10 protein-coding genes are annotated in these 12,999 nt (G+C 72.2%); 3 read left to right on the top strand and 7 right to left on the bottom strand.

Annotation, left to right across the window (positions count from 1 at the left end; genetic code table 11):
• Positions 1-179: 179 nt before the first annotated feature.
• Positions 180-1,694: a cation:dicarboxylate symporter family transporter gene (locus ES689_RS09915; protein WP_146903718.1), complete on the bottom strand. Its 1,515-nt coding sequence runs from the start codon at positions 1,692-1,694 to the stop codon at positions 180-182.
• 159 nt (positions 1,695-1,853) lie between these two features.
• Here ES689_RS09915 and ES689_RS09910 point away from each other — a divergent pair, with 159 nt between their 5' ends.
• Genes ES689_RS09910 through ES689_RS09900 form a run of 3 tightly spaced genes read left to right on the top strand, consistent with a single transcriptional unit; the run spans position 1,854 to position 4,699 of the window.
• Positions 1,854-2,174 carry a hypothetical protein gene (locus ES689_RS09910; protein ID WP_146903715.1) on the top strand — a complete coding sequence of 107 codons (321 nt, stop codon included), beginning with the start codon at positions 1,854-1,856 and terminating at the stop codon, positions 2,172-2,174.
• A 24-nt stretch (positions 2,175-2,198) separates the two neighbouring features.
• Positions 2,199-3,980, top strand: a complete 1,782-nt coding sequence (locus ES689_RS09905; RefSeq protein ID WP_146903711.1) for an ATP-binding protein — start codon at positions 2,199-2,201, stop codon at positions 3,978-3,980.
• Entirely contained in the window at positions 3,977-4,699 is a 723-nt protein-coding gene (locus ES689_RS09900; protein ID WP_223269523.1) for a response regulator, read from the top strand. Before ES689_RS09905 ends, ES689_RS09900 begins: the two co-directional genes overlap by 4 nt.
• Before the next feature lie 109 nt (positions 4,700-4,808).
• On the opposite strand, the gene ES689_RS09895 is transcribed toward ES689_RS09900, so the two are convergent.
• The 6 genes from ES689_RS09895 to ES689_RS09870 are packed head-to-tail and all read right to left on the bottom strand — an operon-like array spanning position 4,809 to position 12,690.
• Positions 4,809-7,046, bottom strand: coding sequence for a glycoside hydrolase family 36 protein (locus ES689_RS09895; protein ID WP_146903708.1), 2,238 nt, complete (start codon positions 7,044-7,046; stop codon positions 4,809-4,811).
• 1 nt (position 7,047) lies between these two features.
• Complete coding sequence (locus ES689_RS09890) at positions 7,048-7,971, bottom strand: ABC transporter ATP-binding protein (protein WP_146903705.1); 924 nt, start codon at positions 7,969-7,971, stop codon at positions 7,048-7,050.
• Positions 7,968-8,921 (bottom strand): ABC transporter ATP-binding protein, encoded by a 954-nt coding sequence (locus ES689_RS09885; protein WP_146903703.1) that lies wholly within the window; start codon positions 8,919-8,921, stop codon positions 7,968-7,970. Before ES689_RS09885 ends, ES689_RS09890 begins: the two co-directional genes overlap by 4 nt.
• Positions 8,918-9,898 (bottom strand): ABC transporter permease, encoded by a 981-nt coding sequence (locus ES689_RS09880; RefSeq protein WP_146903700.1) that lies wholly within the window; start codon positions 9,896-9,898, stop codon positions 8,918-8,920. The genes ES689_RS09885 and ES689_RS09880 overlap by 4 nt, the downstream gene beginning before the upstream one ends.
• 52 nt (positions 9,899-9,950) lie before the next feature.
• A complete protein-coding gene (locus ES689_RS09875; RefSeq protein WP_146903697.1) occupies positions 9,951-10,940 on the bottom strand; it encodes an ABC transporter permease in 990 nt (329 codons plus the stop codon).
• Positions 10,941-10,986: 46 nt separating this feature from the next.
• Positions 10,987-12,690 (bottom strand): ABC transporter substrate-binding protein, encoded by a 1,704-nt coding sequence (locus ES689_RS09870; RefSeq protein ID WP_146903694.1) that lies wholly within the window; start codon positions 12,688-12,690, stop codon positions 10,987-10,989.
• Between the last annotated feature and the right edge of the window lie 309 nt (positions 12,691-12,999).

Genomic DNA, 12,999 nt, shown 5'->3' with positions numbered 1-12,999 from the left:
CAGGCACGGTAGCTGCGAACGCCGCTCGCGTTGGCCGACGACGACTGACCCGTCGCGCGCTCCGACCCGAGCACCCCGTAGTGGACGATGCACCCCGTCGTTGCGGGGTGCATCGTCCACTACGGGGTGCTTCGCGCCGCGGCGGCACGGCGGCGGCGCTGGCGCCGCCGCCGTGCCGCTCAGCGCCGCGAGACCCGCTCGTCGCCGCCGACGATCGTCCGCACGGTGTCGGTCGAGATGCGGTCGTCGCGCGCCGGTCCCGTGACCTCGGCCGCCGCCTCCTCGGCACCGGCCCCCGTCGCGGCGGCGTGGGCGGCGTCGCCGTGGCCGTCGGCGCTCATCGTCGACTCGTCGAAGGGCGAGTCGCCGCCGAGGACGCGCTCGACCTGGCCCTTGTCGACCTCGCCGGTCCAGGTGCCGACGAGCAGCGTGGCGACCGCGTTGCCGGTGAAGTTGGTGAGGGCACGCGCCTCGGACATGAAGCGGTCGATGCCGACGATCACGCCCACCCCGTCCACGAGGTCGGGCCGGTGCGCCTGCAGGCCGCCGGCGAGGGTCGCGATGCCGGCTCCGGTCACGCCCGCGGCGCCCTTCGAGGCGATCATCATGAACAGCAGCAGCGAGAGCTGCTCCCCCACGCTCAGCGGCGTGCCCATCGCGTTGGCGATGAACAGCGACGCCATCGTCAGGTAGATCGCGGTGCCGTCGAGGTTGAACGAGTAGCCGGTCGGCACCGTGATGCCGACGACGGGCTTCGAGACGCCGAGGTGCTCCATCTTCGCGATGAGGCCAGGCAGGGCCACCTCGCTCGACGAGGTCGACACGATCAGCAGGTACTCGCGGCCGAGGTACCGCATCACCCGGAAGATGTTGATGCCCGTGACGAGCTTCAGCACCGTGCCGAGCACGCCCGCGACGAACACGATGCAGGTGACGTAGAACGCGATCATCAGCGTCGCGAGGGCGACGATCGCGGCGACGCCGGTCTCGCCGACGACGGCCGCGATCGCGCCGAACGCACCGATCGGGGCGACCCACATGATCATCGCGAGGATGCGGAACACGAGCACCTGCAGGTTGCGGACCCCCTCGAGGATCGTCGCCCCGCGGGCGCCCATCCGCTGCAGCGCGAAGCCGACGAGCAGGGCGACGAAGAGCGTCTGCAGGATCGAGCCGCTCGTCAGCGACGAGACGAGCGTCTCGGGGATGATGCCGAGCAGGAAGCCGGCGGTGCCGCCCGCCTCCTCGCTCACCGGCGCCTCGTAGCCCGTGCTGCCGACCATCAGCCCCTCGCCGGGGTGGATCAGGTTGCCGACGACGAGGCCGATCGCCAGGGCGAAGGTCGACATCGCGATGAAGTAGCCGAGGGCGAGCCCGCCGACCTTGCCGACCGTCGCCGCCTTCGCGATCGAGCCGACGCCGAGCACGATCGTGCAGAAGATCACCGGCGCGATCATCATCGAGATCAGCGAGACGAACGCGGTGCCGATCGGCTTCAGCTGCACCGCGACGTCGGGCGCCGTCAGGCCGACGAGGATGCCGGCCCCGACCGCGACGATCACGGCGATGTAGAGCCAGTGCGACTTCTCGATCCGCCGGAGGCGCGAGAGGGGCGAACGGGGAGGCTCGCCCCCGAGGGCGGTGCCGCCGGGGCGGCCGGGGCGGGGCGTTCGGGCGGAGGGCGTCTTTGCCATCGTGGGTCCTCGTGCTGGTGACCGGGACGTCGTCGTCGGTCGGCGGAGTGGTCGGGCCATCCTCGCCGGGCCGCCGGGCCGGCACGAGGTTGCGTTCATAGTGTTCGCGGCCACGGCGACGCGGCTGGCGTCGTCCGCGGCGGTCGCTAGGGTGGCGCCATGACCGACGACGACGTCACCACGAAGACCGTCCAGCTGCGCCGCTACGAGCTCGCCCCCGGGGTGCTCGACGACTTCGTCGCCTGGTTCGCCTCCCGGCTGGTGCCGGCCCGCACCTCCTCGGGCTTCACGATCGAGTTCGCGTACGCCGACCGCGACGTCGAGGAGTTCACCTGGGCCGTCAGTGCCCCCGGCGACGCCGAGGCCTTCCTCGCGCTCGAGGCCGAGTACCTCGCGTCCGAGGCGCGCGCGGCGGCCTTCGCCGGGGAGCCGATGCGCGTCGCCGTGTCGCACGTGCGGCTCGTCGAGCCCGTCCTCTAGGCGGTCGGACCGCCCGGCAGTCCGATGCGCCGCGCCAGCATCGCCACCCGCCTCTTCGCCCTGCAGGTCGTCGGGGTCGTCGTGCTCGCCCTCGCCGCCGGGGCGTGGCAGTGGACGAGCGCGCGCAGCGACACCGAGCGAGCGGCAGCTGCTCGCTGCACCGCCCTGGCGACCTCGATCGCCGACAACCCGTTCGTGATCGAGGCGCTCGCGACGAGCGACCCGTCCGCGTCGCTCGAGCCGTACGCGCTCGACCTGATGCGCGACACCGACACCGACTTCGTCACCGTGATGACGCCCGACCGCACCCGCCTCACGCACCCCGACCCTGCCGAGATCGGCCGGCCGTTCATCGGCACGATCGCTCCCGCGCTCGCCGGGCGGTCGTTCACGGAGACGTACTCGGGCACGCTCGGGCCCTCGGTCCGCGCCGTCGTGCCCGTGCTCGACGACGAGGGCGCAGTCGTCGCCCTGGTGGCGGCCGGCGTGACCGTCGACAGCGTGTCCGCGGCGCTCGGCCAGCGCCTCCCCCTGCTCGTCGGCGGGGCGCTGGCGACCGTCGCCCTCGGGGCGCTGGCGGCGTGGCTGCTCAGCCGTCACCTCCGTCGGGTGACCCGCGGCCTCGGCGCCGAGGAGCTCGGCCGGGTCAGCGACCACCACGAGGCGGTGCTGCACTCGGTCGGCGAGGGGCTCGTGCTCGTCGACGAGCAGGGGCGGCTGACGCTCGCGAACGACCACGCGGCGCTCCTCCTCGGGCTGCCGTCGCTCGTCGACGACGTGGCGCGGCGGCCGGTGCCGGTCGCGGAGCTCGCGCTGCCTGCGTCGCTGGCCGCGCTGCTCGCCGGCGGCGGAGAGGCCCAGGACGAGGTGCACGTCGCCGACGACCGGGTGCTCGTCGTGAACCAGCGGGTCGCGGCCGCGCCGGGGTCGGTCCGCAGCGGGCGCGGCGCGGGCGGCGGTGCAGGAGGCGCGGGTCGGCCCCTCGGGACGGTCACCACCCTGCGCGACCACACCGAGCTGCGGCAGCTGACCGACGAGCTGCGCACGATGAGCACCCTCTCGGCGGCGCTGCGCTCCCAGACCCACGAGTTCGCCAACCGGCTGCACACGATCGTGGCGCTGATCGAGCTGGGTCGGGCCGACGAGGCGCTCCGGTTCGCCTCGGACGAGCTGGACCTCGGCCAGGTCCTCGCCGACCAGGTCGTGGCCGCCGTCGACGAGCCGGTGCTGGCGGCCCTCCTGCTCGGCAAGAGCGCCCAGGCGCGGGAGCGAGCCGTCGAGCTCGAGCTGGTCGTCTCGCCCGACTTCGGCACGCCACGGGTGCCCGTGCGGGACTTCGTGACGGTGATCGGCAACCTCGTGGACAACGCGCTCGACGCGGCGGCGCCGCGGTGGGCGGACGTGGGCGGGGAAGTCGCGGACGCGGGGCCGGAGCGCGGGCACGAGCACGAGCACCCGATGAACCCCGTTGTGGACGATGAACCCCGGAACGACGGGGTGCTTCGTCCACAACGGGGTGCACCGGAGCGACGCGCGACGGTGAGCGTCGTGCTCGACCGGCCCGCGGCCGGCGTCGTGCGGATCGCGGTCTCCGACAGCGGACCCGGGCTGCCCGAGGGCCGGGACGTGTTCACCCGAGGCGTCAGCACCAAGCCCGGGGGCGCCGAGGGGCGCGGCATCGGCCTCGCTCTGGTGGCCCAGGTCGCGCGGCGGGCGGGCGGCACCGTCGACGCTCGCTCGACTGAGCACGGCACCACGATCACCGTCGACCTGCCCGACGACGAGGAGGCGGTGGTGCGGTCGTGACCGGCGCCTCCTCGACCCAGCCGCCGCGCCCGGCACCGGCACCGCGGCCGGTGCGCGTGCTCGTCGTCGACGACGAGCCGCTCACGGCGGAGGCTCACGGCGCGTACGTCACTCGGCTGGACGGCTTCGAGCTGGTCGGCGTGCTGCACGACGGCCGCTCCGCCCTCGACCGGCTGCGACAGCCGGGCGTGGACCTCGTGCTGCTCGACCTCACGCTGCCCGACATCCACGGGATCCAGCTCTGCCGGGCGCTGCGGGCTGCCGGCTCGACCGTCGACGTCGTCGCGATCACGGCGGTGCGCGACGTCGCGGTCGTCAAGAGCGCGGTGTCGCTCGGGATCGTGCAGTACCTGATCAAGCCCTTCGGCTTCGCGACCTTCGCGGAGCGCCTGACCGGCTACCTCGCGTTCCGTCGCGGGCTCGACCAGGGCGAGGGGCAGGTCACCCAGACCGAGGTCGACGCGAGCCTGGCGACGCTGCGGACGGCGACGACCCCGTCGCTCGCGAAGGGCATCGCGCCGGAGACGCTCGCCGCCGTGGTCGAGGCGCTGCGGAGCCGAGGAGGCGCGCTCTCGGCCGGGGAGGTCGCCACGGCCGTCGCGGTCTCCCGCGTCACGGCCCGTCGCTACCTCGAGCACCTCGCCGACGCGGGCCAGGTCGACCGCGTGCCCCGGTACGGCGCGCCGGGCCGGCCCGAGCACGAGTACCGCTGGCGCTGAGCCGGCGGGCTCCCGTCGCCCTCAAGCACCCCGTTGTGGACGATGCACCCCGGAACGACGGGGTGCATCGTCCACTACGGGGTGCTTCGCGGTGTCCGTGCGACTGGGCTCAGCCTGCCGTGAGGCGGAGGACCCTCGCCGTGGGCCCGGTGACCTCGACGACCACGGTGAGCTCCGCCTCCTGCGGGTCCCAGCTCCACGACCAGCCGGCGGGGTCGGCGGGGAAGAACGGCCGCACCTCCACCTCCTGCCCGCGCAGCCCCGGCAGCGGGAGGACGACACGGTCGTCGTCGCCCGAACAGCGCCACACGCTGAGGTGCGTCACGGCACCCGCGCCGGTACCGACAGCCGCGCCAGGACCGGCAACGCCGTCCGCGGTCAGCGCCAGGGCCGTCCACGCGTCCTCCCACGCCGGCAGCCCGAGCGGCCACGACGGCACGGCCCGCTCGATCGAGCCGAGCACCTCGCGGTGCGCGGCGACGGCAGCACGCACGACGTCGCGCTGGGCGGCGTCCATCCGGTTCAGGTGCCCGGACAGGTACATCCGGCCGAGCACCGCGTTCACGAGCGAGAACGTGAACAGCTCGGGCTCCATGCCGGCGTGCGGGTAGGCCCAGTGCCCCGCCTGCTCGGGCAGCAGCGCCGCGGGGGCCGCTGCCGCGATGGTCGCGTACATCACCGGGTCCTGCTGGTCGGAGGTCGACTGGACGTGCAGCCGCGACATCATCGCCCAGTCCATCCGCATCGCGCCCGAGGCGCAGTTCTCGATCAGGAGGCGCGGGTGGCGCTCCTGGACCTCGTCCAGCCAGGCGAGCAGCGCCCGCGTGTGCTCGAGCAGCCCCGCGCCCGGTGCGAGCCCGCCGGCGTCGGTGCCCGGGCCGGTCATCGTGTTGTAGTCCATCTTGAAGAAGCCGACGCCGTGGTCGCCGACGAGCCGGTCGACGACCCCGTCGAGGTGCGTCCGAGCCGCGGGGCTCCGCAGGTCGAGCAGGTGCCGGCCGTGGTCGGCGACGCGCACACCGCCCCGACTGAAGAACGCGTCGTCGGGCAGGGAGGCGGCGAGCGGCGACCGCACGCCGATCACCTCGGGCTCGAGCCACAGCCCCGGGACCATGCCGCGATCGCGGATCCGGTCGAGCACCTCGTCGATGCCGCCCGGGAACCGGCTCGCGGCGGGCTGCCACTCGCCGACCGTGTCCCACCAGTGGCCCTCGGCGTACCAGCCGGCGTCGATGCAGAAGTAGTCGGCCCCGACCTCTGCCGCCGCGTCGATCAGCGGCAGCAGCTTCTCGGTGGTGGGGTCGCCCATCAGCGTGTTCATGTAGTCGTTGAACACGACGGGCAGGTCGTGGTCGACCTCGCGCACGAGCCGGGTGGCCCGCCGCTGGGCCGTCATCGCGGCCAGCACCTCGTCGACGCCGCCCGCCGCGACGGCGACGGAGGCGGGCGCCGACGTGAAGACCTCGCCGGGGCGGAGCACCAGGCTCCAGTGGTTCTCGGGGTCGGTCGGCCCGGACAGCAGCAGGTAGGCGCCGTGCCGGGTCTCGCCGAGCTCGAACAGCCAGGGCCCGGCGTGCTCGACCTGCCAGGCGAGCGCGGCCGAGCCGTCGCGGGCGAGCAGCGCGGCGGTGGGCACGGCCTCGCCGCTCGACCACGAGCCACGGTCGCCGACGACGAGCCGCGTGCGCGGCGGCTGGTGCTGCACGTCGCGGTCGATGCGGGCGAGCCCGGCCTCGCGCAGCGGGGTCGTCGACCAGCGGCTCTCGGCGACCCAGTCGTTCGCCGCCGTCGCGAGGGCGAACGCGTCGACGTCGTCGTCGCGCCCGAGGAACGCCCCGGTCGCGATCGTCGACACGGCGTCGAGGGTGAGCGGGGAGGCGGCGGGGTCGAGGCCGACCTCGGTGTGCGTGCGGAACGCGGGCACCGCCTCCTGCGCCTCGAAGACGCTGGTGACGACGAGGCCCGTGGCGTCGTCGCGCTGCTCGATCCGGAGCTGCGCCGTGCCGTCGTCGGCGACGCGCGCCTCGTGCGACGCGTGCCGCAGGGCCGCGCCGAGCACGGTGTCGACGTGCCGGAAGCTGCCCGGGAACCGCCCGTGCCCGAACGCCGACACCTCGACCAGGGCCTGCAGGAGGCGGTCGGGCACGTCGCCGTCGTCGCCCGGCCAGAGCGCGGGTGCGGCGGCGCGCGGGCCGGCGCCCTGATCCGGCACCGCCCCCGACGCCGGCACCGCCCCCGACGTCGCGGGCACCCCTCCCGGCTCGATCGCGATCAGCGCGACGGGCGCGTCGTCGGGCAGGGCGAAGGTCAGGTGCAGGGCCCCGGTGCCCCAGTGCAGCAGCCGCACGTCAGCGCACCGCGGCCTTCGTGGCGAGCGCGTCGCCCGCGGGTGCCGACCCGGCCTGCACCCACGCGCCCGCGTAGTGGTCGTAGCAGATCGAGTTGTCGATGCTCGACCGGTCGGGCGCCGACTCGTCGCTGACGACCTTGCCCACGCGCTCGGGGTCGGGCGCCGCGAGGGCGAGCAGCTTCGTGTAGTCGTGGTGCGGGTCGAGGATGACGTCGTCGGCCGGCCCGCGCTCGACGACGCGACCGCGGTAGAGCACGAGGATCTCGTCGGAGAAGTGCCGTGCGGTGGCGAGGTCGTGGGTGATGTAGAGCACGGCGAGGTTGTCCTCGCGCTGCAGCCGGCCCATCAGGTTGAGCACGCCGAGGCGGATCGAGACGTCGAGCATCGAGACCGGCTCGTCGGCGATGAGCACCTGGGCGCCGGGAGCGAGGGCGCGGGCGATCGCGATGCGCTGACGCTGGCCGCCGGAGAGCTCGTGCGGGCGACGGGCGGCCATGTCCTCGGCGGGGCGCAGGTTGACGCGCTCGAGCATGTCGAGCACGCGCTCGTGCGTCTCGAGCCGCCCCTTGGTGCGGCGGTGGATCTTGAGCGGCCGCGCGATGTGGTGCTCGATCGAGTGGAACGGGTTCAGCGAGGCGAACGGGTCCTGGAAGACCATCTGGACGTGGCGGCGGTAGACCGAGCCCATCACGGGCGTGCCGTCGTCGAGCGTGACGTCGATCTTGCCGGAACTCGGCTTCTCGAGCTTCGCGAGCATGCGTGCGATGGTCGACTTGCCCGAGCCGGACTCGCCCACGAGGGCGACCGTGCGGCCGGGCAGCAGGTCGAACGACACCGAGTCGACGGCCCGGAACGCTTCGCGGCCGATGCCCTTGCGGACCGAGAAGTCCTTGGTCAGGTCCCTGACGTGGATGCTGGTCATCGCTGGTCCTCCAGGTCGTCGGGGTCGGGCAGCACGATGGTGCGGGTGTCCTGCTCGACGGGCGACCCCTCGTCGACGCCGGTGCGGATGAACGCCCCGCGCGAGCCGCTGAGGCTCGGGAACGAGCTGAGCAGGCGGCGCGTGTAGGGGTGCTGGGCGTCGGCGTAGATCTGCTGGGCGGTGCTCAGCTCGACGATCTCGCCCTGCAGCATCACCGCGATGCGGTCGCTGATCTCGAGCAGCAGCGGCAGGTCGTGGGTGATGAACACGACGGCGAAGTCGAGCTCGTCGCGCAGCCGGACGATCTCACGCAGGATGTCGCGCTGCACGACGACGTCGAGGGCCGTGGTCGGCTCGTCCATGATCATGATCTGCGGCTCGAGCAGCATCGCCATCGCGATCATCACGCGCTGGCGCATGCCGCCCGACAGCTCGTGCGGGTACGAGCGCAGCCGCACAGGGTCGACGCCGACGCGCTCGAGCACCTCGGCGGCCCTGGCACGCCGCTGCGCCTTGCTCATCTGCTTCTCGTGCGTGACGAGCACGTCGTCCAGCTGGGTGAGGATCGTCGTCACCGGGTTGAGGGCGTTCATCGCGCCCTGGAACACCATCGACAGCTTCGACCAGCGGAACGCCCGCAGCTCCTGCTCGCCGAGGGCGAGGAGGTCGACGTCGGTGCCGTCGCGGTCGTGGAACGTGATCGAGCCCGTCGCGATGCGCGCCGGGGGCTTGTGCAGCCGGTTGATCGCGTAGGCGAGGGTCGTCTTGCCGCAGCCCGACTCCCCTGCCAGCCCGAGGATCTCGCCGGGCGCGAGCGTCAGGCTCGCCGACTTGACGGCCGTGACCGGGTTCTCGACCTCGTAGACGACGGTGAGGTCGTCGATGGTGAGCACCGCGTCGCGACGGGTGCGGGGCCGGGACGTGGTGGGCGCCTCCTGCGTGGGGGTCATCGGGAGGCCTTCTTCGCGAGACGGGCGCGCTTGCGGTGCAGGCGCACGTTCTTGAGCTTGGGGTTGATGATCTCGTCGATCGAGAAGTTGATCAGCGAGAGGCCGGTGCCGAAGAGCGCGATGATCAGGCCGGGAGGGCCGAACCACCACCAGGCGCCGAGCGGCAGGGCGAAGCCGTTCTGTGCGTAGAACAGCATCGTGCCGAGGGTCGACGAGTTGGAGGCGCCGAGGCCGAGGAACGACAGGCCCGCCTCCCCGAGGATGGCCGCGATCACCGCGAAGACGAACTGCGACGCGAGCACCGGCAGCAGGTTCGGCAGGATCTCGACCGAGATGACCCGCCACGGCTTCTCGCCGGCGACGCGTGCCGCGGCCACGTAGTCACGGCTGCGGATCGACAGGGTCTGCGCCCGCAGCACCCGGCTGGACGCGGCCCAGCCCGTGATCGCGAGCACGACGCCGATCGTCCAGAGGCCGCGCTGCTCCTGGGGCACGAAGCCCGAGATGACGATGACGAGGGGCAGGCCGGGGATCACCAGGAACACGTTCGAGAAGAGCGAGAACGCCTCGTCGGTGAAGCCGCCGATGTAGGCGCCGAGGATGCCGAAGAAGGCCGAGAGCGCCGTCGCGAGGATGCCGACGATCAGGCCGATCTGCAGCGAGCCGCGGGTGGCCCAGGCGAGCTGGGCGAAGACGTCCTGCCCGGTCTGGGTCGTGCCGAGGAGGTGCTGGGCCGACGGGCCGGTCAGGCCGATGTCACGGATGACGGTCGGGTCCTGCACGAAGAACGGGCCGACGATGCCGAAGAGCGCGATGGCGCCGACGAGGCCGAGCCCGGCGGCGAGCCACGGGGTCATGGTCGGCAGCATCAGCCGCCAGGCGGAGCGCCTCGGCTTGCCCAGGTCGGCCGCCTCGGCGGCGAGCTGCGAGGTCGAGTCGACGACCGTGGTGGTGGTGTCGGGGGCGACGTTCGTCATGGGTGCTGCCTCCTGCTGGTGGTGCGGCGGGCGACGCCGGTGCGGCGGGCCATCAGCTGCGCGCCCGGGTGCGGGGGTCGATGATCCCGTAGAAGAGGTCGACCACGAGGTTGGCGCCGAGCACGGCCAGCGTGATGAACAGGAAGATGCCCTGCATCAGCGCGTAGTCGTTGTTGGTGACGGCCGACAGGAGCTTGCCGCCGATGCCCGGGTACGAGAACACCTGCTCGGTGACGATCGAGCCCGAGACGACGAAGCCGAGCGAGATGGCGAAGCCGGCGACGCTCGGCAGCACCGCGTTGCGGGCCGCGTAGCCGCGGAGGATGCGGCCCTGGCTGAGGCCCTTGGCCTGCGCCGTCAGCACGTAGTCCTCGGAGAGCGTCGAGACCATCATGTTGCGCATGCCGAGCAGCCAGCCGCCGATCGAGGCGATGACGATGGTGAGCGCCGGCAGGAACCCGTACTCGATCGCCGACGAGATGAACTGCCAGTTCAGCCCCGGGTCGAGCACGACGTCGTAGCCGCCCTGCGAGGGGAACAGCCGCAAGGAGGTGGCGAGCACGTACACGAGGATCAGCGCGAGCCAGAAGTAGGGCACCGCCGCCAGCAGCGTGGTCGCCGGCACGAGCGAGTCGAGCCAGGTGCCCGGCTTCCAGCCGACGAACGCGCCGAGCAGGACGCCGAGCGCCGCGCCGATCACCGTCGCCAGGCCCACGAGGACGATGGTCCACGGCAGCGACGACCCGATGACCTCGGTGACCGGGGTCGGGAAGTAGCCGACCGAGATGCCCAGGTCGCCCTTGAAGATGTTGATCAGGTAGTTCCAGTACTGCACCGGGAGCGGATCGGAGGAGTCGCCTCCGAGGAGGAGCTCGTACGCCTTGCGGGTGTCAGGGGTGACGATGCCTCCGCGCTGCTGCAGCTTCGCCAGCAGGATGTCCACCGGGTTGCCCGGCAGCAGACGGGGGATCAGGAAGTTGATGGTCAGCGCGGCCCACAGGGCGACCGCGTAGAAGCCGAGCTTCCGGACGAAGTAGTTCACGTGTCCTCACCGGTCCTCACGACGACGAGCTCCTCCTCCGCCACGGCTACTCGCCGACCGGCTTCAGGTTCTTGAAGATGATCGAGTTGTCCGGCGAGGCCCAGATGGCGGGGAACGCGTACAGGTCGTCCATCGTGGGCCAGCCGGTGAACTTCGACGAGTGGTACTCGCTCGTCGTGCCGCCGGTGAGGACGGGCACGTAGGGCATGTCCTCGACGATCGCGGCCTGGATCACGTCGAACTGCGCCTGGCGCGCCTCCGTGTCCTCGGGGTTCGTGGCCTTCAGCGTCTCCAGCGCCGCGTCGACCGCGGGGTCGCTGAAGCGGGCCATGTTCGTCGGTGCCGCCTCGCCGACCGCCGCCGTGTAGGCGGTGTTGAAGTACTGGTCGTAGAGGTAGTACGGGTCGGACGCGGCGCCCTGGCCGAGCGAGTCGATGGCGAGCTGGTAGTTGCCCTTGCTCTTCTTGTCCGTCCACTCATTCCACGAGGACTGCGAGGCGGTCAGCGAGATGCCGGCGGCCTTGAGCTGCTGGCCCATCGTGTCGATCGCGGTGATGTAGTCGGTCCAGCCGGTGACGACCTCGACGGTGAGCTTCAGCTCCTGGCCGTCCTTGGCGTAGATGCCGTCGGCGCCCTTCTCGTAGCCGGCGTCCTCGAGCAGCGACGAGGCCTTGTCGAGGTCGGGTGCCGCCGGGGCGACGGGCTCGGCGACCGCGCTCGAGATGAGGTCCTCCTGCGTGCTCGTCAGGGCGAACGTCGGCGACACCTCGCTGGCGGTGTCCTGGAACGCGAGGGAGTTGACCTGGTCGCGGTTCAGGGCGTAGTAGATCGCCTGGCGCACGGCCGGGTCGGTCTGGGGACCCTCGCAGCCGAGCTCGGCGTTCGAGCAGGTCATCAGCGCGACCTGGTTCTGCGGGATGGTGACGGCGTCGTAGCCGGGGTAGTTCTTCGACACGTTCTGGATGTCGGGCACCGGGCCGGTCTGCCAGTCGATCGTGCCCGCCGCGAGCGCGTCGGCGCCGGCGGTGTTGCCGGACAGCGAAAGGTAGCGGACCTTCTTGACCGCGGGCTCCCCGCCCCAGTAGCTCGGGTTGGCGGCCAGCGTGAAGGCCTGCGCCTTGAAGTCGTCCATCGTGTACGCGCCGGTGCCGACGGGCTCGGCCATGACGTCGGTCGTGGGGTCGATGTCGCTCCAGAGGTGCTCGGGCACGATCGGCGTGCGGCCGAGCAGGGCCGGACCGGTCACGAACGCCGGGCGGTCCCAGGTGAAGGTGACGTGGGTGTCGTCGGCGGCGGTGACGGTGCCGTCGAAGCCGTTGGTGTTGATCGACGGGGTGTCGAGCAGCATCTCGAAGGTGAACACGACGTCGTCGGCGGTGAAGGCCTCGCCGTCGGACCAGGTGGCGTCGTCGCGCAGGGTCACGTCGAGCTGCGTGCCCTCGTCGTTCCAGGTGTACTCGCTGCCGAGCAGGGGCTCGTAGGCCTCGGTGTTGACGTTGGTGACGAAGAACAGCGACTCGTAGATCGCGCCGATGCCGCCGATGGACGACGGCGAGTACGGGTTGAAGTTGATCTGGTAGTCGCCGGCCTGGCCGGTGTAGACGACGAGCGTGTCGCTCGGGCTGCTCGAGCCCGAGCCGCCGGCGGAGCAGCCGGTGAGGCCGAGGGTCAGCGCGGTGGCGGCTGCTGCCGCCCCGATCGCCCAGGCCCTGCGGACGGGCCTGCGGCCCGTGGTTGCGCGGAGGAACATCGTTGATCCTTTCCCAGGGCGCGACCACTCGGGGCAGTCGACGCCGACTTCGTTGTCACAGGCGGGCTGGGCCGCGCTGTCGGGTCATTGTTACCTGACTAAATTAAGTCCGTCAAGTTTGTAGGAGCAAGCCTCAGGAACCGTGACCGGACCGTTGCCGGCCGCGACCGGACGGCGGGGAGGCGCGATGCAGGAACCGGGGCGCGCTGGGTCCTGGGGCGTGCACGGATCAGGACCGCGCCTCCCCCCGTTCCGCGACTCAGGACAGAAGTTCCTGAATGAGGAGGGGCGGGCGGGGCGGGCGGGGCG

Origin of the sequence: Frigoribacterium sp. ACAM 257 (assembly GCF_007954365.1) — a bacterium.
GTDB lineage: Bacteria > Actinomycetota > Actinomycetes > Actinomycetales > Microbacteriaceae > Frigoribacterium.
Note: the sequence above shows the minus strand (reverse complement) of the source record. Positions and strands in the feature narration are given on the sequence as shown.

Coding starts and splice junctions, on each gene's coding strand:
- ES689_RS09915 (WP_146903718.1), bottom strand. CDS start 1,694: ATGGCAAAGACGCCCTCCGCCCGAACGCCCCGCCCCGGCCGCCCCGGC.
- ES689_RS09910 (WP_146903715.1), top strand. CDS start 1,854: ATGACCGACGACGACGTCACCACGAAGACCGTCCAGCTGCGCCGCTAC.
- ES689_RS09905 (WP_146903711.1), top strand. CDS start 2,199: ATGCGCCGCGCCAGCATCGCCACCCGCCTCTTCGCCCTGCAGGTCGTC.
- ES689_RS09890 (WP_146903705.1), bottom strand. CDS start 7,971: ATGACCAGCATCCACGTCAGGGACCTGACCAAGGACTTCTCGGTCCGC.
- ES689_RS09885 (WP_146903703.1), bottom strand. CDS start 8,921: ATGACCCCCACGCAGGAGGCGCCCACCACGTCCCGGCCCCGCACCCGT.
- ES689_RS09880 (WP_146903700.1), bottom strand. CDS start 9,898: ATGACGAACGTCGCCCCCGACACCACCACCACGGTCGTCGACTCGACC.
- ES689_RS09870 (WP_146903694.1), bottom strand. CDS start 12,690: ATGTTCCTCCGCGCAACCACGGGCCGCAGGCCCGTCCGCAGGGCCTGG.